Genomic DNA, 21074 nt, shown 5'->3' with positions numbered 1-21074 from the left:
GATATTGCACTTTTTTCGCACCATGATGGTTTTTATGATTTTCTATGCACCATCTGTGTCTGGTTAAAAAGTGACTTATACTGTCAATGTCAAAGCCGTAGAAACAAGCTTGGGAGGTTTTAGTTACGCAGCTACAAGTTTTGTCAGCATAGCTCAAATGCCGATTAATTCCTTTTTTTATCAAGATATTAAACAGATTGTTATTAATATTATTGGCTTCATGCTTAACCATCCTGTGGTGGTTGAAGGCTGGTCTAATATCAAAATGGCATCTCTGCCGACTATTAGATGTCAAAATATTATCGAGGAGGTTATAAAAGAGGGGAAGATAGAGGAGGTATAGGCGGTAACCTATGTGTTAGTGATTTTCTATCAAGTACATGGTGAGATAAAAGTGAATAGCAGTGCTTGGTGATTCATAAGTGGTTATCTACAAGCTATATTTATAGTTGCAGCTTGGCAGGATAAGCATTCTCTCAAAGTTAATGTCTACGGGATTAACAGCATAGGTCAGAATTCAGGACTATTAGAATTGCGAGTACCCCAAGTAGTATTTCCTGGCAATGTCATGGTAAAAGCCAAGCTTGAATCGACAGACCCACTCTTCATGTAACGTGGAGGGTAAGTGCTGTTATTGTTGCCACCATCTACTGCAAGGCAGACCGATAGATATCCTGCAGAGCCGCTAAACCGATTATTTCAGGAGCGACTCAACAAATATTTTATATCGTAAAACGACAGATGCAATCGAGGAATTACTATGTGTTTTTCGGAGATACAGCGGCATATGTGAGGCCTTCGTACTCCGTTGAAACACGAGTACCGCCCCCTCCCTCAAGTGTCTGAGCAATATTGGTCAGTGAGCCGATGATGGCGGTGTTTCCAGTCGCACGCGCAAACTCGCAAGCCGCTGCAACCTTTGGTCCCATAGAGCCTGCAGGAAGATCAAGCTCACTTAAAGCATCTGGATGCGCCTGCAAGATGCCTCGTTGTTTGTCAGTCCCAAAGTCTGTATAGACATACGCCACATCCGTGGCAATCACCAATAACTTACATTCAAGGCTATGGGCAAGTAACGATGCGCACAAATCTTTATCGATTACTGCCTCGACCCCTTGCAAACAGCCGTCTTCATCAAATGCCGTTGGGATACCACCACCACCTGCACAAATCACAATCACACCTTTTTCAAGCAGCCACTGTATGGGTTTTAGCTCAAATATCTTTTTGGGCTTAGGGCTTGCAACCACTCGCCTAAAGTATTTCCCATCGGCTTTAACAACCCAGCCTTTTTGCGCACTTAGCTTTTCTGCTTCCTCTTTTGAGTATACAGGGCCAATAGGCTTGGTTGGATTGTTAAAAGCAGGGTCTTTACGGTCGACTTCTACTTGAGTGAGTAGGGTGGCAATAGATGTGTCTCTCGGCAAGACATTCCCAAGCTCTTGCTCGATAATGTAGCCAATCATACCTTCTGTTTCTGCGCCCAAAACGTCTAATGGATAAGTATCGACTTCAGTGTAAGCCGCGCCTTGCAACGCAAGCAACCCGACTTGAGGGCCATTACCGTGAGCAATAACTAACTCGTTACCCTCCGTGACCTTGCTGATTTGTTCAACAGCCGTCTTGATGTTTTGGCGTTGGTTGTGAGCAGATAGCGGCTCTCCACGTTTTAATAAAGCATTACCACCTAAGGCAATTAGTAACCTCATGATATTTCCCTACGCATTGTCTTCAGTTAACGTCATATCAGGGCGTGTCTTCATTTCAAAAATAGTGATAAAAATTAGATAAATGGCAGTCAAAAAAGAAAAATAGCGCAGATAATATCGAGATATTAGTCGGCTATTTGACGCCGTTTGGCAAGATTTAGCCACTTTTAACCTATTTAGATGACTATCGATTGAATTGAGGGCACGCCCCGGTAGCACGCGTTGCTAATGTCATACATTAGATATTACCAAGCGCAGAGACCAAAACAGCTTTAATCGTATGCATACGGTTTTCGGCTTGCTCAAATGCGATGTTGTAAGGGGATTCAAATACCTCTTCGGTCACTTCGATACCGTCTGCGAGCTGTGGGTGTTTTTCAGTGATTTTTTTACCAACCTCGGTATCTGAATTATGAAAAGCGGGCAAACAATGCATAAACTTCACTCTTGGATTGCCAGTGGCTTTTATCAGATCCATATTGACTTGATAAGCCATTAGCGCATCGATTCGCTCAGCCCAGCTCTCAATAGGCTCACCCATCGATACCCATACGTCGGTATGAACAAAATCAACGTCTTTTGCCGCCGTTTTTACATCATCAGTGATAGTAAGCCGGGCACCTGACTCTTTGGCAAAGTCTGCACAAGTGGCCAAAAAGTCTGCTTCAGGCCATAAGTCTTTAGGGGCACAAAGGCGTACGTCCATACCCATCTTAGCGCCCATTAAATATAATGAGCGGCCCATGTTATTACGCGCGTCACCAAAATAAGCATACTTAATCTGATGGGTTGATTTGTCGGTATGCTCACGCATGGTCATTACGTCTGCTAGCATTTGTGTGGGATGAAATTCATTCGTTAGGCCATTAAAGACAGGAATATCCGCATATTCTGCTAACTCATTTACAATCTCTTGACCGAACCCGCGATACTCGATGGCATCATACATACGGCTCAACACACGGGCAGTGTCTTTCATGCTCTCTTTGTAGCCGATCTGTGATGAGTTTGGGCCAATAAACGTCACATTGGCACCCTGATCATATGCCGCTACTTCAAAAGCGCAACGAGTGCGGGTTGAGGTTTTCTCAAAGATCAGAGCAATATTTTTGCCCAAAAGATGCTTTTGTTCTGTGCCCGAGTATTTTGCTCTTTTTAGGTCACGAGCCATATCCAAAAGATAGGTAAGCTCGCGTTCACTATGATGCATAAGACTCAGCAGATCACGGTTGTGAAGATTGAAACTCATGATAATTCCTTAATTTTTAGTATGTGTTTATTTTGGATGGACTATCACTGTATTTATCTACGCTATGAGCAGGTAGGGTTCAACACGCCCTAATCCGTTGGATCGCGAATGATAGGACAGGTCATGCAGTGACCACCACCGCGGCCACGGCCCAGCTCGGAGCTTGGAATCGTAATCACTTCAATACCTTGTTTGCGCAGTAACGTGTTGGTATAAGTGTTGCGGTCATAAGAGATGACAACGCCTGGCTCAAGGGCAAGGACATTATTACCATCATCCCATTGCTCACGCTCAACCTCGTAGCTATTGCCACCTGTCTCGACCACTCTCAATTTATCGACCTTTGATGCTTCTTCTACCACTTTCAAAAAGTGTCTGTCATCTTCGCGCACATCTATACCGTGTGGCTTGCTTTCGTCAGGACGAATATGAAAGGTCGTAATATGATCTGTCACTGCCGGAAACACGTTGACCAAATCAATGTCGCAAAACGTAAACACGGTGTCCAAATGCATTGCAGAACGTTGCTTAGGTAGGGCCGCTACGATGACATGGTCAACAGAACCATCGATGAATAAAGTCTTGGCCAGTCTGGTAATCGCTTGTTGTGACGTTCGCTCACCCATACCAATCAGCACGGTTTTGTTGCCAATAGGCATGACATCACCGCCTTCTAAACTACAGCCACTGAGATCTTCTTCAGTATCATCCATCCAAATTTTGAAATCAGCACCTTTAAAGTCTGGATGAAATTTATAAATAGCAGAAATAAGGAGCGTTTCTTGCTGGCGAGCGGGCCAATACATCGGGTTAAGCGTCACACCGCCATATATCCAATTTGAAGAATCGCGAGGGAACTGAGTGTTTGGCAGTGGTGGCAATACAAACTCAGTCGTACCTGACAGTGCGGATAATTTTTTGAGTGACGCCCCAATATCATTCGGTAACTCTTCAGTGGTGACGCCGCCAATTAAAAATGAAGACAGTTTCTTGTGCTCAAGTTTGGTTAACCAATCTCTCACTTCGCCAGCCAATAAAGTACCGACGTGATTATCAGTGATTTTGTGATCCATAATCCACTGCATGGCATCGTTATTATCAAGGGTTTGTGCGAGCAGTTGATGCATCTCAACCACCTCAATATCGCGATCTCGCATCTTTGTGACCATATCATAATGATCACTTTTGGCTTTGCTCACCCACATGACATCATCAAACAATAAATCATCACAGTTTTGCGGTGTCAGTCTTTGATGGGCGAGACCTGGAGAACACACCATAACTTTGTGTAATTTACCGACTTCTGAATGAACACCTAAAGACTTGTCAGACATTTTTTTATCCTTATGCGGTTTGGGTGCAAGTATCTCACCACTGTTTAGAGGACGAACAATCTAAAAAAGCAACTGATGTGAAAATTACGACGAACGGTTTTTTGTGATTACAAATGAAGGCATTTTATTTAATAGGGTCGCTACAAGCTTAACGTACCGCTGTACAGGCCATAGGCTGCATAGATGGCACTGACAGTAATGACTGCAAGCACCACTTTTTCGGCTGTATTGAACAGCTGATAGCTGTGCTCTCTGCGTGCTTTTATATAGAGAACCACGCCAGGAAGATACAATAAAGCGGATAGCAAAAAGTACTGAATACCGGCTGCATACAACAGCCAAATACTATAAAACAGCGCGGTTACCCCAATAATAATATCTTTTGTGGCGCTCTCGGATGCTTTGTAACCTTCTTTGCGATAGGCCACCAAAAATCCATAAGCGGCAGAAAAGAAATAGGGAATCAAAATCATGGAAGTGGACAGATAAAAGATATTGTTATACGTGCTTTTACTAAAGTAGGTGATGACTAAAAATAACTGTGTCGCTGCAGAAGACACCAATAGTGCATTTACCGGCACATCAACGGCATTTGTTTTATAAAAGAACCTCGGCATGGTTTTGTCTTTGGCGGCAACGAACAAAACTTCGGCGCAGAATAGCGTCCAAGCCAATAAACCACCGAGCAGCGAGACGACCAAACCGACTGAGATAAAGGTCGCGCCCCACGGGCCAACGGCATACTCTAGCAAATAAGCCATCGACGGGTTTTTCATCGCTGCAAGCTCAGGGAGTGATCTAACACCCATCGCTAAAAAGTTAACCATCATTAATAGTACTAACGTAAAAATGAACCCCAATACGGTGGCTTTGCCAATATCAGAGCGTTTTTTGGCACGTGCAGAATACACACTGGCCCCTTCAATACCAATAAATACCCATACCGTTACCATCATCATGTTTTTAACTTGATCAGGGACTGACCCTAGATCCGTCTCTCTGCCCCAAAAGTCGCTATTAAAAAGATCCATATTAAAGACCGTAAAAATAATGACAATAAAGGTGAACAGCGGTATCACTTTGGCGATGGTGATCAACGTATTGACTGAGGTAGCCGTCTGGATACCTTTAGTAATCATGAAGTTGTATGCCCACAATAATACAGAGGCACCCACCAATGCAGTCAGGGTATTGCCATCTCCAAACACATTAAAAAAATAACCCAGCGTACTAAATATCAGCACGTAGTAACTGACGTTGCCCAACCAAGCAGAGAGCCAGTAGCCCCATGCAGAGTTGAAGCCCATATAATTACCAAAACCTGCCTGTGCATAGGCATAGACCCCACTGTCAAGTTCAGGCTTGCGATGTGCTAAATTTTGGAACACGAAGGCAAGCATCAGCATGCCAACGCCAGTGATGACCCAGCCAATCAATGAGGCACCAGGGCTTGCAGTTTCAGCGATGTTTTGCGGCAATGAGAATATACCGCCGCCTATCATAGAGCCTACGACAAGGGCAATGAGTGCAGTAAAGTTTAGATTTTTCTCGGATGGATTATGCGTTGTTTCAGACATGGTGAAGACCTTTTATTCTCTGATTGAGAAATATATGAAAGCAACAAAATAGATTTGGTCTTGAAGAATATTTAAAAACAGTATTTAATATATGAAAACTCCACAATATTAGCATGGATTATCATGGTTTTGTTAGCTCAATGGCCATCATTAAAAATATTTATGTATCTATACCAATTAAATAACCGTGATAACTCATGACAAAAATGTTTGCTATGGCAGCAGTTTTTGTACAACTAGTATCCTGAGTTGGTCAAAAAACTTGCAGGGCTATATTGGATACATCATACAACACTCAAAATAAATTCAGTTTCCGATGGTTTATTGAGGTGGTATCGAGTACCATAACCACAATATAATTATGGATTTATTGGTATTTCTGACTAGGTCGTGTCCTAATCGGCCCAATATCCGATGATTCAACTGTATGTCGAACATCTTATATAAATCACTTACCATCCCGCCTTGGCGTAGAAATTGTCTTGTGCCCACACAGCGCCAATATTGTCAGTTATCGTGATCGACACGAGGTGTGCTTGATCTGATTTCCTACACTCAACACGCCCTATACTAAAAAATCATTAAAATTTTTAAATTGAGGACATGTCCTAATACGGTTAAAAGACGTATGGATTGGTTATTTTCTGTTTTATTTCCGCATATAAATAATATATAGGAACCGTTATGAAAAAAGCATGGGTTTTGATTCTATTGCTTGTCGTGGCCGCTGCTGCCGGTTGGTATTACTGGCAACAGCAGCAGCTTGCACAAGCCCTACCGCTAGGAATAGTCAGCTCAAATGGTAGATTGGAGCTTGAGCGGTTTGATATTGCTAGCCTTTATCCAGGTAGAGTCGAGCAAATGCTGGTGGCGGAAGGAGAGGATGTCGAAGTCGATCAGCTGCTTGTGAAGCTGTCTTCTTCACAAAGCGAAAGTCAGTTAGTGGCGGCACAGGCAACCGAGCAGCGCGCACATGAAATGGTGTCGCAGGCACGGGCGGGTCGTAAGCAAGGAGAGCAGGCAATGGCGCGTGCCAACGCCCAAATCGATGCGCAGATTGAACAGCAAAAAATAGCCAAAATGGAGTTGGATAATGCCCGCAAGATGCGCCGCGAAGATTTGGTGTCAGACTCAGAGGTGACCAAACGCCAAGCGGCATACAATGGCGCGGTTGCGGTCGTGCAAGCGGCTAGAGCAGCGTACGCAGAAGCGCAGGCAGCCGTTCAACAAATCGATGCTCAAGTAGCGGAAGCAAATGCTGGCGTCAATCAGGCCAAAGCTCAAGAAAAATCTGCCGCTTCGATGAATGACGATATGTTGATACGCAGTCCTAAAGCGGGCCGTGTGGAATACCGAATTGCCGAGGTTGGTAGTGTGATTGCAGCAGGCAGCAAAATGGTCAGCCTTCTAGATACAGAGGATGTGTCTATGACTCTTTTTTTACCTAACGGGCAGATGAGTGGCTTACAAGTCGGTAATGACGCGAGAGTCGTGCTGGATGGTCTGGATAGTGTGTGGCCCGCAAAAGTTTCGTTTATTGCATCACAAGCACAGTTTACGCCCAAGTCAGTGGAAACACAGAACGAGCGCGAAAAGCTCATGTTTAAAGTGCGTATCAAGTTACCTGTGGCAATAGCCAAAGAATACAAAGGCCTACTCAAAGGCGGCATGACAGGTAATGGTTATGTGCGTAGCAATACCGACGTAGTATGGCCGAGTAACCTTGCTATAAACCTTCCTAAAAAAGGCCAATCCTAGTTTCTCACGTTCGAGTATGACAGCAGAAAATGAGGTCATAAATTATTCAGAGGGTTTTACAACCGAAGAGTTATCTTTATGAATAAATTAACGATACAAACTGTGAGATAACGTATGGATAGCCAACATACCGCCGTTGAAATTAACACTGTTTCGCATACATATGGCAAGACGGTTGCTCTTGATAATATTTCCCTAAATATTTTACAAGGGAGCACCGTTGGGCTAATTGGTCCTGATGGTGTCGGAAAATCAACGTTGTTGTCTCTTATTGCAGGGGTCAAGGTCATTCAAAATGGCTCCGTGCAAGTATTCGGTAAGGATATGGCAGAAAAATCTGCACGTGAGGCGCTGTCAAAACATATCGCCTTTATGCCACAAGGCTTAGGGCATAATCTTTATCCAACCCTGTCGGTATATGAGAATGTGGAATTTCATGCGCGACTGTTTGGATTGAATACGCATGAGCGCCATGTACGAATAGCCCGTTTGCTTGAGGCAACTGGGTTAGCACCGTTTCCTGATCGTGCGGCTGGCAAGCTATCAGGCGGAATGAAGCAAAAACTAAGCTTATGCTGTGCATTGGTGCACAATCCTGACTTACTGATTCTGGATGAGCCAACCACAGGGGTAGACCCTTTATCACGCCGTCAATTCTGGTCATTAGTGGCCTCGCTACAAGCTGAACGTCAAGAGATGACGGTCATCGTGTCGACAGCCTATATTGATGAAGCCAAAAATTTTGAATACCTGCTAGCGATGGATGATGGCAAGCTCTTAGCCAACCAGCGGACGCAAACCGTCATGACAGAGCTGAATGTCACATCACTTGAAGAAGCCTACATCAAGCTATTGCCACCAGAGAAACAAACGAATGCAGGCGCGTTGGTTATCACGCCATTTTCCCCTGATCCTGATGCACCGCCCGCTATTGAGGCAAAAAACCTAACCAAACGTTTTGGAGATTTTACGGCGGTTGATAATGTCAGCTTTTGTATTGAGAAAGGTGAGATTTTTGGTTTTTTGGGCTCTAATGGTTGTGGCAAATCGACCACGATGAAAATGCTGACTGGGTTGATTGATAAAACAGAGGGTTCAGCCAAACTGCTGGGTCAATCTATCGATGCAAATGACATAGCGACAAAAATGCGCGTCGGCTATATGTCGCAGTCTTTCTCGCTTTATGAAGAGTTGAGCGTACGTCAAAACTTAGAGCTGCATGCAACCCTTTATCAAATAGAAGGGGAGCGTGGACAGCAAGCTGTAAAGGATGCATTAGATAAATTTGACCTCAGTGCCGTGGCGGATACAGCGCCAGCCTCGTTGTCACTGGGTATCCGCCAACGATTACAGCTGGCAGCGGCTTGTCTACATCATCCCGAAGTATTGATTTTGGATGAGCCAACCTCAGGCGTCGATCCTGGTGCTCGTGATATGTTTTGGCGACAGCTATTGACGCTTTCACGAGAAGATAAAATCACGATATTTATCTCTACTCATTTTATGAATGAAGCCAGTCGATGCGATCGTATCTCTTTTATGCACCGTGGTCGCGTGCTGGTCGTTGGTACACCGACAGAGCTGACACATAATAAACAAGCGGAGGATCTCGAAGAAGCTTTTGTAGAGTATCTGCTCGAAGATGAAAAAAATGACACTGAACCCACCAGCCAAAACGACACGACTGAAAATACGTCAGCAGAATCAGCGATCATAGCGTCTGAACCTGATAGTCAAACCGACAAAACCGACACGCTTAAGTATTGGTTTACCACTGTGTGGACATTTGCCACGCGCGAATTTAAAGAGCTATTACGCGATAAAATCAGGCTGTTCTTTGCTATCGTTGGGCCCATTATTTTGATGGTCATGACCGGTTGGAGTATCTCTTTTGATGTGCACGATTTACCTTATACGCTACTGGATCAAGATTACTCTGCACAAAGTCGACAGTTGACGGAGTACTTTTCGGGCTCAGAATATTTTACATCTACGTCACCCGTAGACTCTATAAAGGCCGCTGAATACGCGCTTAGAAGCTCTGAGACGCAATTGGTTATTGATATTCCAGTGGATTATGGACGTGATTTATTGGCCAATAGACAACCAGAAGCGAGCTTTTATATTGATGGGACAGTGCCATTCAATGCGGCCAATATTGAGGGCTATGTAGGAGGGATTATGAGGATATATATCAAAGACCTTCTTCAAGATACTGGCTTGCCTATCGACTTAGACCCTGCCGCTGAAGTGGTTCCACGCTTTATGTATAACCAAGATTTCAAAAGTGTGAACGCGGTCATTCCCAGTGTGCTAATGATGATACTCATGTTGATTCCGGCAATGATGACCACGCTGGGTGTGGTACGTGAGCGTGAAGTTGGCTCGATATCAAACCTCTACACATCACCAGCCAGTGTGCCTCAATACCTACTTGGAAAACAGCTACCTTATGTCGTTCTGGGACTGATCAATTATCTCATACTTGTGCTCATGGCCATATTTTGGTTCAAAGTGCCCATAAAAGGCTCTTTTTTGGCGATGTCTTTTGGCGCATTGCTGTTGGTCTATGTGTCTACAGGACTGGGGCTTTTAGTGTCTAGTTTGGTTCGCACACAGGTTGCCGCCTTGTTTGTCACAGCCATCGTCACTCTGATACCCACCATTAACTACTCTGGGTTGTTGTACCCGCTCTCTAGTATGGACGGCATCGCTTATGCCATTGGGGTCGGGTTCCCCGCATCTTGGTATCAGCGTATCAGTATTGGCGGCTTTACTAAAGGACTGAGTTGGTCCAGTTTTTTGACGGAGTACATGGTTTTGACCGCTTTTGGCTTGGCATTTATCACATTTGCCTCTATTTTCCTGAAAAAGCAGGAGGTATAAGTGCAGACTTTTAAAAATATCTGGACGTTGACCATCAAAGAATTGCGCAGTCTGTTTGGAGACAAGATACTGTTTCTCATGATTGGCTTCGTGTTCTCTGTCACTATTTATACTGTGGCAGAAGGCATCAATACGGATGTACGTAATGCGCCTGTAGGTATTATAGATTTAGACCGCACAGCCCTGACCAGACAAATTCGAGATGCTCTACAACAACCTTACTTTCTGCCTCCTGTCGATGTGAAACGCGAAGATGTCGATGAGTTGATGGACAAAAGCAAGCTTATTTTTGTGCTGGAATTTCCACCTGGGTTTGAACGAGATGTGCTGGCTGGACGAAAACCGCAAGTTCAGCTGTTAATTGATGCCACCACCATGACTCAAGCAGGTATTGGGCAAGCCTATATTCTCCAAATATTTAATCAGGAAGTGAGTGATTTTTTAAAACAAGCCGATCCACCGTTATTGGTCAAGCCAGTACTGAACATGATATTTAACCCAAACGGAGACAGCTACTGGTACACACCAGTTATGGAAGTCTGCAATATGATTGCGCTCTTGGCAATAGGGTTGTCCGGTGCTGCCGTTATCCGTGAACGCGAACGTGGCACCATCGAGCATCTGTTGGTGATGCCAGTCAATACAACAGAAATCGTGATTTCAAAAATACTTGCCAATAGCTTGGTGATTTTATGTGCCTCCATGTTATCGATGGTTTTTGTGGTCCAGTATCTGCTTGGCATTCCCATTAACGGGTCGCTGCTTTTATTCGGTAGTGGTGTGGTCGTGTATCTGTTCTCCATATCTTCTCTCGGCATTATGCTATCAACCATGGCACCGAGTATGCCGCAGTTTGCCTTATTGATGTTGCCTGTCTTAGTCGTATCATTACTCTTATCTGGCTCTATAGCACCGCGCAGCAATATGCCCGAAGCGGCACAAATGATAAGCGAGTATTGGCCCACGACTCAGTTTGTCAGCTTTACTCAAAATGTTTTATTCCGTAATGCTGGCTTGGACATTGTTTGGCCTGAGCTATTAGTCATGACAGGTATCGGCGTCGTGTTTCTTATTTTTGCTTTAGTACGATTTAAAGCGATGCTTGAAAAGCTAGGATAATGTGCAAAACAGGCTGGCCCAATTTGGCTCAATAAAAGCCAGTCATATGTATACCGATATCCTAAGAGACGTCCTAGGGCGTGTTTGATATTCGACCATGGCACTGAATTAAAAATAATGATAGAGAATATAAGGAGGAGAAGCGCATGTTTCCATTATCCAAAATTGTGAGTTTGGGAGCATTGGTCTTGATCTTAAGCGCCTGCCAAAGCACACAGGTTGTACGCCAAAGTGACATTTCTATTCCGACAACATTTGACGAAAACAAAGCGGCGAAGGGCAGTCCAGAAATTAGCCACTGGTGGCGACAATGGCAAGATCCGCTATTAAGTCGCCTGATAAAGCAAGGCTTACAAGACAGCCCCGATATCCGTATCGCTAAAAGTCGTTTTACAGAAGCAGTGGCAATCAGTCGTCTTGCCAACGCTGATCTTGGGCCACAAGCTGGCGTCAATGCTTCAGCGGGCATTATAAATGGTTCGGCTCATCTGTCTGCAAATGACAACCTCAGTCGTCTATTGGGTGCTAGTACAGCGCTGCTAGAGACGCACCAAGATATAGACAGCAGTCATGCTAATGCGGGATTTTCTGCTGCGTGGGAGCCTGATATATTTGGCAGAAAACAAAGTGATGCTGATGCCGCCCGTTATGCGGCGTTGGGTGTACAAGAAAAAGTATATGGCGCGCAAATGCTACTGGCAGATCAAATTGCTGATCACTATTTTCAAGCCCGTGCCGCCCAGCAGCGTGAAGTCATTACCGCCCGCAATGTAGAGATATTGACGCGCTTTGAGCGATATATAAAAGGGCGTTTTCAAGCGGGTCAAGTCACCATGTATGAAGTTAATAATGTCCAAAGTAAACTCAATGCCATGCGTGCGAAAAAAAGCACAATCAATGCAGAGTATGCAATGCACGTACGTAGCATAGCCGTACTTATCGGGCAAGTACCGCAAGGTTTTGAGCTGCCTTCTACGACTGTGGACATTCTCAATTATCAACCGAGTGCGCCCAGTGGCCAAACGCCTCAAGGGTTGCTAGAACGTCGTCCAGATCTGCGTGCCTATGGTGCACAAGTCAATGCCTATTCTGCCAAACTGGCAAGTGCCAAAGCCGATCTGCTGCCACGTTTCTCCATTCGTTTTTTAGGTCAAGGCGGACGCATTGACGTTGACAGTGATGTGCCAGATTTGAAAGGTTGGGGCAGTATATTGAGTGTGGGTATACAAGTTCCCATTTTTACGAACGGTCGGATTAAGGCCAATATTGACAGCGCAGACGCTCGATTGCAAACGGCGCTGCTACAGTATGATCGAAGGCTACTGCGTGCGCTTGGTGAGGTGGATAATACCTATCAGGCACATCAGGCTCTACAGCAGCAACAAAAATTGCTGAATACGGCCTATCAGCAGTCTGCCAAGCGTGCCAGCGATGCCGAAAAGCTGTTTCGTTATGGCTATCAAACGTTAGATGAAGCTCTGACAGCGCAGCTCGACTCGGAACAAATACAAGAAAACTTGATTTACTCGCAGCTTGCTCGAGCACAAATGCTACTGAACCTTTATAAATCACTAGGAGGAGGATGGGGAGAGGATGTCACTGCGGAGGCATCGTAAATTCAGATAGCTTATGAGAGGTTATACTCACTTATAAGAGGATACTGAAAAAATCTGAATCTTTGGAATGTAGTACGAGCATGAGTTAGCTGTGTAATAAATTAATAAGGCTTAAAGAAGTTGTATACCGTGCTCCATTTTATTATGCCAATACATAGGAACAGTGGCTTGAATAGCTACCCCTGTGATGGTGGCGTCATTTAATACTTCAATAAGTATGCGAACAACGCTTTATCTGATTTTAGAGGTATGGTTTCGATGTTTTCATCATCATATCGGTATTCATACGATTAGGGGCAATTGGTAGTACTCTACAGATTGGCTCGATCCCATGTGCCTGCTTGTTAACATCAATAAAATTGACCATCACCGCTGCTTCTGACTTTGAGCTTGCACTGAAGTAAGAGTGGTTCAATCTATAGGCTTTTCGATACCGTCAAAATAGGGAGATAAATACCCTTATTATTAAGGGTTATTAAGGGCTACATAATAAAAATCCCTTGAAGCGTAAGGCTTGCAAGGGTTTTTTAAGGATTACTCAGGACTGTTAATACAATAATTGGTGCGCCACCACCACGCAACGACTAACTTAGTGAAAGCCTTTTTTAATAAGGGTTTTATGGTTATATATATTATTTTTAACAACAAATTTAACAACATACGAATATCGCTATATCTGTTTGGATTGCGATATTATAGTATCTTTACGAAGTACTGTTAGTGCTTTTCAAATACATTATATATACAGCCTTGAGTTTACAGTTCTATCGCGATTGCCCCTTTGATTTAAGGTGCTTTGATATATTGCAAACTTGATACACTCTAAGCAGCGTTATAGACAAACAGCAATATCGATATGAGTATTATGTGATGTACATAATACTCATGTGAGTAATCCTAGAATATACCCAGATATTATTAATTTTTCTAGTTAAAACCTATTCAATAGGGATGACTTTTTGCATCTCATTTTGATGTCCCAAATTAGCATCGGTTAAGTCTCTAGAGTTACTTCTTTTTTCGGTCTGGTCTACTATTTTGGCACCCACTAAGTCACCAACGACGTTGCCAAAGGTGAAGATCATATCGACCAAGATATTGATACCTGCAGTGAGTGCAACGATTTCGATGGGCAATCCTGCTTGGGTAAAGACGATAGACATACCGATCAATCCAGCACCTGGGACACCAGCCGTACCAATCGCGGCCATAGTTCCAATGATGACAATGGTGGCCAGTTCAGGTACCGACAGTGACATGCCCATGATTTCTGCTGCAAAGATGACAGCGACACCAAAACGTAATGCCGTACCATTCATGTTTACAGTTGCGCCAATAGGCAATGTCAGTTTGGCAACACGCTCACCAATACCTGCTTTTTCTGCGCATTTAATGGTAATCGGTAGCGTGCTCAGGCTACTGCTGGTCACAAATGAGGTAAAAGCCGCTTCTTTGATATTTTTATAGAATTGAATGACTTTTACGCCAAAGAGCTTCAACATAATCGGGAACACAACCCCCACCAATATGATAACACCAAGGTATGACGTACCAATAAATTTACCCAGCGCAATAACGACATCCAATCCTTGCGTACCAAAGGTATTGGCAGTGATGCCCAATACGCCAATCGGTGCATATAATAGAATGCCGCTTAGTATTTTGGAGACGACTTCGTTACAAGCTTCGAGCAGTCTGAATAAAAAATCACCCATTTCTTGTTGCTTTTCGTCTGCTGAATGGCGCATGAACAAAATAGCCAATCCAGAGATAACCGCGACAAATACGACCGCGAGAATATCACCTTGAGCAAAAGCATTGAAGATATTGCTGGGTACCATATTCAGTAAGGTATCAATGAAAGACGGGCGGGCAGGGGCATCCATAGTGACGGTGGTGGGCAACGAAAATCCTGCACCAGGATTGGTCATCTTTGCCAAAACAATACCAACGACCACCGCAATACCAGTCGAGACGATATAAAAGGGGAATATTTTTAGCCCTATACGACCAAGCTCTTTAGGGTTGGAGTGATTGACGGCGACCATCAAAGAGAAAAGGACAAGAGGTATCACGACCATTTTCAATAAGTTTAAAAACAGGGTTCCAAGCGGTGACAGAAAACTACTGTGCTCGCCCAGTACCAGTGCCAAAAAAATACCTATTAAAAAGCCGCCCGTCATTTTTACCATGAATGACATGCTGGTATACCAACGCCAAATTATTCCCATTACTATCTCCTGTTATTTACAATATCTGTTACTGACTTTTAAAAGGATATGTGGAGATGGGCAAGAGAATATTTTGATTTTAGACATTCCATTGTCCAGTCCTGTATGATTCAAACGCTTTGGCTTGATACGGATGCTGTCAGTTTTCAGACATGTGATATTAGAATTTTTCCTTAAGGTAAGGATACTAAACACCAACAATCACTGAAACAAGCGAATTAATTTATGGCGAGCATTCCTTTTTTTCTTACTAGTGGAGGAGTTCACGCTTATTTTTAACGAATGCTTAGGCGGTTTACTCGATATATAGTCGATCAATTTAAAGCAGATACAGGACGGTTGGGATAGGTTTTACAGCCTTTGGAATGTTTGGCGCACAGCAAGCGAGGCAGGATTATACCAGCAGAAAACAGGATTACCATTTGTGCCACCGTCATTTTGAATTGACCGTGTTTCAAATTGGATATATATAACCACAATTACTATTTTGGATTTAAAAATAAGTTATGAAAACGGATACTAACAGTTCGCTAGATTTTAGAAAATATCCTTCAACCAAAGCTTTACAATGTTTTGAGACAGCGGCTAGACACTTAAGTTTTACCAATGCGGCGCAAGAGATGCACATGACTCAAAGCGCCATCAGTAAGCAGGTAGCGCAGCTAGAGGAAGTGCTAAATATTGCTCTGTTTTATCGAACACCGCAGAAAATCTCGTTGACACCTGCTGGCAAGACGTATTATTTGGATGTGCTCGATATACTAAAACATATCGAGATGGCAACGACCAATTTAGTGTCGCACAGTGATAATACCGAGGTATTGAGAATTGTCTCGCACCCAACGTTTTGTTCACGTTGGTTGATACCTGCGTTGAGTGGATTTAATGAAGCACATCCCCTAATTAATTTAGAGATCAAAGAACAGGTTGGACCATTTTTTTCTGAAGACCAAAATGTCGATATCGCGTTTTTGTATGGTACTGGTATTTGGGGTGGAATGGAGGCGATTAAGCTGTTTGATGAATACAGTGTGGCCGTCTGCCATCCTGATTATTTAAAAGACGAAAAACCTTTCACGAGCAATGTCGCTAGTTGTACCTTATTGCATCTCAATTCGCGCTTAAATGCATGGTACGAATACTTTGAACAACAAGAGGTCAGTGTTGATAGTACATTCATAGGCCCGCGTTTCGATACGTTTCAGGCATGTATATCAGCGGCATTAGTGGGATATGGCATCGCGCTTGTACCGCTACGCTTGGTAGAACGTGAGTTGCAGTCAGGTGCGCTGGTCACCGCATGGGATTATGCTGCAAAAGGCAGAGGATCTTATTATATGACTTATCCATTATCACTTGGTGAGTCACACAGAATAAAAGTCATTATAAATTGGATATCTGCTTACCTTGAAACCTAGGGCAGGTTGAACCGTTAAAAAACGAGTCGTGATGATTGGTTAGATAAATATTTACCGCTAATCGATAGCGGTCAGCGCAAGCGTCCAACGCAATAAAAACTATTGAAAGGCTTCATAAGACTTTGATTGAACATGTATTTATGCTTGGGTTTTTTCTATCTTGGCCTTGGTTTTTTCTCACAATAACGAAAAGGAATGAAAGCACAACTATTATTCGTTTGCTGAGTGCATCAGGTTTTGCTGAAATGAGGGTCACATTTAAGGAAGATAAGAGACTCTTAATGGATAAGCTATACAACGTCACTGATGCTTTTACGATGGTGCATCCCATCACCTTAACCAAAGGTAAAAATGCAAAAGTTTGGGACAATAACGACCAATCCTACATCGATTTTGTGGGTGGCATTGGGGTCTTGAATTTCGGACATTGCCACCCTCACATCGTGACGGCCATTATCAATCAAACCCAATCGCTCATTCATTATGCTTACAATGCAGCTGCGCACATCCCCTATCAAACCTTCATGCCGCGATTGTGCGAGCTCATTCCTATTAGTGGCGAGCTATCAGGCATGCTCACCAACTCTGGTGCAGAGGCTACTGAAAATGCCATAAAAATTGCGCGTCTCAAGACCAAGCGTACCGGGGTTATTGCTTTTGATGGCGGGTTCCATGGTCGTACGTTGGCTGCTGTTAATCTAAATGGCAAGGTTGCCCCTTACAAGCGAGGGTTGGGACCGTTAGCCGGCAGTGTCTATCACATTCCTTTCCCCAGTCCAGACAATGAGGTGAGTGACCAACAGGCAATCGATGCGCTAAATCGTTTGTTTGAAGTAGAAACTGATATCAATAATATTGGTGCGATTATCGCAGAGCCCATACAAGGGGAAGGCGGGTTTCAGTTAATGTCACCCTCTTTTGCTCAGTACCTGCGCGCCTTTTGTGATGAGCACGGTATCTTGCTAATTATGGATGAGATCCAATCAGGCTATGGACGTACTGGTTCACCTTTTGCCTTTTCACATTTGGGCATTGAGCCAGATATGATACTACTTGGTAAAAGCATCGCAGGCGGCTTGCCCTTAGGTGCAGTCGTAGGGAAGGCCAGTGTGATAAATGGCTTGCCTAAAGGCAGTTTGGGCGGTACGTACTCTGGTAATCCAGTGGCGTGTGCAGCGGCAAATGCCACGATAGACATCATGCAAGAGGATGAGATATGGACGTCTGCTAAGCACTACGCGCAAATGATTGAAACAAGTATCGCGCAATGGCAGGTGGAAGGTGTTTCTCCTTGGCTATATGGCCTCACGGGTATTGGGGCGATGCGCGGTATTGAGCTGCGTCATGCGGAGTATGGCTCTCATCCTAGTGTGATGACTCACGTACTAACCCAAGCACGAAAGCGAGGCTTACTGCTCATGCCAAGTGGTAAATACCGTCATATCATTCGATTGTTACCGCCACTGACCATTGAGCCTGAAACGCTACAAGCTGGCCTTGATATTTTAAGAGACGTCTTAAATACGATTCCTGATCAAGATCCAGCTGACTGGTCTTAAGCACAAATTATTAATAAATGAGTTACCAGCAATAGGCTTTCTCAATAGCTATAAAAAGGATAAATATCTATGAATAATAACAGTTTTATGAGTAGTGATTTTATGAGTAGCGATGATATTCGCCATCAGTTTTCTGTGGCCATGTCAGCGATGTATCAAGCAGAAGTTCCGTTATATGGCGATCTTATTGATTTGGTCACTGACGTGAACACCGAGGTTTTAGCTGCTCAATCTGATATCAAAGCACAGCTTGAGCATACTGGGGAAATGGATAGGCTAAGTATGGAGCGCCACGGCGCCATTAGAGTGGGTACTGCCGCTGAGCTTAGTATGATGCGTCGATTGTTTGCGGTGATGGGTATGCACCCTGTTGGCTACTATGATTTGGCCCCAGCTGGTGTGCCTGTACATTCCACCGCATTTCGAGCGACTGATGCAGAGTCATTAAGCAAGAGCCCCTTTCGAGTGTTTACGTCATTATTGCGTTTAGATCTCATTGGTGATGAAGCGCTCAAAGAAGAGGCCGTAGCAGCATTAGCACGCCGCAACATCTTTACTGATACTGTCATCGAGCTTATTGAGTCTTTTGAAGAGCAAGGTGGGTTGAGTGAGCAAGCAGGCCAGCAGTTCGTCGTTGAGGCACTAGAAACGTTTCGCTGGCATGATAGTACTCCTGTGTCAAAGGCGCTGTATGAAAAACTGTTGCAGCAACATGGCCTCATCGCTGATGTGGTCGGGTTCAAAGGCCCACATATCAATCATCTGACGCCTCGAACGTTGGATATTGATACTGTACAGCACAGAATGCAAGCGAGAGGGATACCGCCAAAAGCGATCATCGAAGGGCCACCAAAACGAAATTGCCCGATTTTATTAAGACAAACGAGCTTTAAGGCACTAGAAGAAGCAGTTCGCTTTAAGAATACGTTGGCTGATGCAGGACAAAATAGCTATGAGCAAGGCCAACATACGGCACGCTTTGGTGAGATTGAGCAGCGCGGCGTGGCATTGACGTCAAAGGGTCGAGCACTATATGACAAACTGCTGAGTGACGCTCGTAACCAGCTAGGTGTGACCCCAAATGAAGTCAATGCCTCACAGTATTATCAGATTTTAGAGGCGACATTTGCCGCATTTCCTGATGATTATCAAACGCTGCATAGCGAAGGCTTGGCGTATTTTTATTATCAACCCGTGGATAACAGTAATGATGACTTGCAGCTCACGAGCTTGGAGATGGCTGAGTCCAAATACGCGCTTGTCGAGCTGATCGAAAAAAACGTGATACGTATTGAGCCTATTGTTTACGAAGATTTTTTACCTGTGAGTGCGGCAGGAATTTTTCAGTCGAATCTACGTGATGATAAACAAAGTAGCTATGAGGGAAATTCAAATCAACAGGCGTTTGAAAAAGCACTGGGTACTCACGTTCAAGATGAATTGGCTTTGTATGAGACGACCCAAGCTCAGAGTCTACAAGATTGTTTTATTGCCTTGCAAAAGACAGCATAAGCGTTAAACACATATAGTCGGCTCAAAATAGCAAAATATCTGTGTCACTATTGATAAAAATAGCGGCAGCTATTAATGCGTTTTTATTTACTATCGTAGGGAACATATCTGGTGAATAATTTTTCAGACCTCTCACAAGGGGTGGTTGATATTATCATACAAAAGTTGCAACAAGATCATGGTTACGACCTCATCCAAATCAAAACCGACGCTGAGAGCTTAGAACATTGGGGCAAGGACTGGACCAAGCATTTTGCGCCTGCCGCTGCCGCCATCGTCTTTCCAAAAACCACCGAGCAAGTGCAATCCATCGTACTCCTTGCCAACGAGCACAACGTTGTTCTGACTCCAAGTGGCGGTCGTACTGGACTGTCTGCTGGCGCGGTGGCTGCCAATGGTGAAATCGTCGTTAGTATGGATAAAATGAACCGTATCGGACAATTCTACCCTGCCGATCGCATGGTCGAGATTGAAGCAGGTGTGGTCACTCAGCAGTTGCAACAGTTCGCAGAGTCTAAAGACTTATATTACCCTGTCGATTTTGCCTCAGCAGGCTCAAGTCAAATCGGTGGCAATATCGGCACTAATGCAGGTGGTATTAAAGTTATCCGTTATGGCATGACCCGTCAATGGATTATGGGGCTGACTGTGGTCACTGGTAAAGGTGATATCTTGCAACTGAATCGCGGCATGGTAAAGAATGCCACAGGTTATGACCTGCGCCAATTATTTATCGGTAGCGAAGGCACACTAGGGTTTGTCACCCATGCACAAATCAAGCTTGAGCGTCAGCCGCAAGACTTAAACGTCATGGTGCTCGGTATGGACAGCTTTAATGATGTGATGAATGTACTATCGGCCTTTCAAGCGCAGATTGACTTAACGGCATTTGAGTTCTTTGATGACGTGGCGATTGATAAGCTGATGGCACATGGTCAAGTACAAGAGCCATTTGAGTCGCGTACCAAGTTTTATACATTGCTAGAGTTTGAAGCGCCATATGAGCCGATCATGGATAAGGCGATGGCAATATTTGAGCATTGTATGGAGCAAGGTTGGGTCGTCGATGGGGTGATGAGTCAAAGCCTCGCGCAGGCAGAAGAGCT

At 44.1% G+C, this 21074-nt stretch carries 14 protein-coding genes; 9 read left to right on the top strand and 5 right to left on the bottom strand.

What is annotated here, in order from left to right:
• Positions 1 to 70: 70 nt before the first annotated feature.
• Positions 71 to 343, top strand: coding sequence for a hypothetical protein (locus IOD06_RS12495; protein WP_194621131.1), 273 nt, complete (start codon positions 71 to 73; stop codon positions 341 to 343).
• Between the two features lie 415 nt (positions 344 to 758).
• Here the strand turns inward: IOD06_RS12495 and arcC are convergent, their stop codons facing one another.
• The 4 genes from arcC to arcD form a co-directional block, all read right to left on the bottom strand.
• Positions 759 to 1709: a carbamate kinase gene (arcC, locus tag IOD06_RS12490; protein WP_194621130.1), complete on the bottom strand. Its 951-nt coding sequence runs from the start codon at positions 1707 to 1709 to the stop codon at positions 759 to 761.
• A 238-nt stretch (positions 1710 to 1947) separates the two neighbouring features.
• The gene (locus IOD06_RS12485) at positions 1948 to 2958 is read right to left on the bottom strand and encodes an ornithine carbamoyltransferase (protein WP_194621129.1); all 1011 of its coding nucleotides are present in this window, start codon (positions 2956 to 2958) and stop codon (positions 1948 to 1950) included.
• A gap of 89 nt (positions 2959 to 3047) precedes the next feature.
• Complete coding sequence (arcA, locus tag IOD06_RS12480) at positions 3048 to 4292, bottom strand: arginine deiminase (RefSeq protein ID WP_194621128.1); 1245 nt, start codon at positions 4290 to 4292, stop codon at positions 3048 to 3050.
• A 140-nt stretch (positions 4293 to 4432) separates the two neighbouring features.
• Positions 4433 to 5869: an arginine-ornithine antiporter gene (gene arcD / locus IOD06_RS12475; protein ID WP_194621127.1), complete on the bottom strand. Its 1437-nt coding sequence runs from the start codon at positions 5867 to 5869 to the stop codon at positions 4433 to 4435.
• A gap of 684 nt (positions 5870 to 6553) precedes the next feature.
• Between arcD and IOD06_RS12470 the strand changes: the two genes are divergently transcribed.
• From IOD06_RS12470 to IOD06_RS12455, 4 genes are all read left to right on the top strand, one after another.
• Complete coding sequence (locus IOD06_RS12470; RefSeq protein WP_194621126.1) at positions 6554 to 7627, top strand: HlyD family secretion protein; 1074 nt, start codon at positions 6554 to 6556, stop codon at positions 7625 to 7627.
• A gap of 114 nt (positions 7628 to 7741) precedes the next feature.
• Positions 7742 to 10513: a ribosome-associated ATPase/putative transporter RbbA gene (gene rbbA / locus IOD06_RS12465; RefSeq protein ID WP_194621125.1), complete on the top strand. Its 2772-nt coding sequence runs from the start codon at positions 7742 to 7744 to the stop codon at positions 10511 to 10513.
• The gene (locus IOD06_RS12460) at positions 10514 to 11632 is read left to right on the top strand and encodes an ABC transporter permease (RefSeq protein WP_194621124.1); all 1119 of its coding nucleotides are present in this window, start codon (positions 10514 to 10516) and stop codon (positions 11630 to 11632) included.
• A 146-nt stretch (positions 11633 to 11778) separates the two neighbouring features.
• Positions 11779 to 13248 carry an efflux transporter outer membrane subunit gene (locus IOD06_RS12455; RefSeq protein ID WP_194621123.1) on the top strand — a complete coding sequence of 490 codons (1470 nt, stop codon included), beginning with the start codon at positions 11779 to 11781 and terminating at the stop codon, positions 13246 to 13248.
• Positions 13249 to 14186: 938 nt separating this feature from the next.
• Here the strand turns inward: IOD06_RS12455 and IOD06_RS12450 are convergent.
• Positions 14187 to 15479, bottom strand: coding sequence for a dicarboxylate/amino acid:cation symporter (locus IOD06_RS12450; protein ID WP_194621122.1), 1293 nt, complete (start codon positions 15477 to 15479; stop codon positions 14187 to 14189).
• A gap of 506 nt (positions 15480 to 15985) precedes the next feature.
• Between IOD06_RS12450 and IOD06_RS12445 the strand changes: the two genes are divergently transcribed.
• From IOD06_RS12445 to IOD06_RS12430, 4 genes are all read left to right on the top strand, one after another.
• Positions 15986 to 16897 (top strand): LysR substrate-binding domain-containing protein, encoded by a 912-nt coding sequence (locus IOD06_RS12445; RefSeq protein ID WP_194621121.1) that lies wholly within the window; start codon positions 15986 to 15988, stop codon positions 16895 to 16897.
• A 281-nt stretch (positions 16898 to 17178) separates the two neighbouring features.
• Positions 17179 to 18456, top strand: a complete 1278-nt coding sequence (locus IOD06_RS12440; protein WP_194621120.1) for an aspartate aminotransferase family protein — start codon at positions 17179 to 17181, stop codon at positions 18454 to 18456.
• A 69-nt stretch (positions 18457 to 18525) separates the two neighbouring features.
• On the top strand, positions 18526 to 19968 hold the full coding sequence (locus IOD06_RS12435) for a VOC family protein (protein WP_227670051.1): 1443 nt from the start codon (positions 18526 to 18528) through the stop codon (positions 19966 to 19968).
• Positions 19969 to 20109: 141 nt separating this feature from the next.
• Positions 20110 to 21074 (top strand): FAD-binding oxidoreductase (locus IOD06_RS12430; protein ID WP_320157440.1); only part of this gene is annotated, 965 nt, incomplete at its 3' end.

Source organism: Psychrobacter sp. N25K4-3-2 (assembly GCF_015351755.1).
Lineage (GTDB): Bacteria > Pseudomonadota > Gammaproteobacteria > Pseudomonadales > Moraxellaceae > Psychrobacter > Psychrobacter glaciei.
The sequence above is the reverse complement of the archived record's forward strand: the minus strand, read 5'-3'. Positions and strand labels throughout refer to the sequence as shown.

What these genes read in the sequence shown, in the direction of transcription:
- arcA (WP_194621128.1), bottom strand. Translation starts at nt 4,292, where the DNA reads ATGTCTGACAAGTCTTTAGGTGTTCATTCAGAAGTCGGTAAATTACAC.
- IOD06_RS12440 (WP_194621120.1), top strand. Translation starts at nt 17,179, where the DNA reads ATGGATAAGCTATACAACGTCACTGATGCTTTTACGATGGTGCATCCC.
- arcD (WP_194621127.1), bottom strand. Translation starts at nt 5,869, where the DNA reads ATGTCTGAAACAACGCATAATCCATCCGAGAAAAATCTAAACTTTACT.
- IOD06_RS12455 (WP_194621123.1), top strand. Translation starts at nt 11,779, where the DNA reads ATGTTTCCATTATCCAAAATTGTGAGTTTGGGAGCATTGGTCTTGATC.
- IOD06_RS12470 (WP_194621126.1), top strand. Translation starts at nt 6,554, where the DNA reads ATGAAAAAAGCATGGGTTTTGATTCTATTGCTTGTCGTGGCCGCTGCT.
- IOD06_RS12445 (WP_194621121.1), top strand. Translation starts at nt 15,986, where the DNA reads ATGAAAACGGATACTAACAGTTCGCTAGATTTTAGAAAATATCCTTCA.
- rbbA (WP_194621125.1), top strand. Translation starts at nt 7,742, where the DNA reads ATGGATAGCCAACATACCGCCGTTGAAATTAACACTGTTTCGCATACA.
- IOD06_RS12485 (WP_194621129.1), bottom strand. Translation starts at nt 2,958, where the DNA reads ATGAGTTTCAATCTTCACAACCGTGATCTGCTGAGTCTTATGCATCAT.
- IOD06_RS12450 (WP_194621122.1), bottom strand. Translation starts at nt 15,479, where the DNA reads ATGGGAATAATTTGGCGTTGGTATACCAGCATGTCATTCATGGTAAAA.
- IOD06_RS12435 (WP_227670051.1), top strand. Translation starts at nt 18,526, where the DNA reads ATGAATAATAACAGTTTTATGAGTAGTGATTTTATGAGTAGCGATGAT.
- arcC (WP_194621130.1), bottom strand. Translation starts at nt 1,709, where the DNA reads ATGAGGTTACTAATTGCCTTAGGTGGTAATGCTTTATTAAAACGTGGA.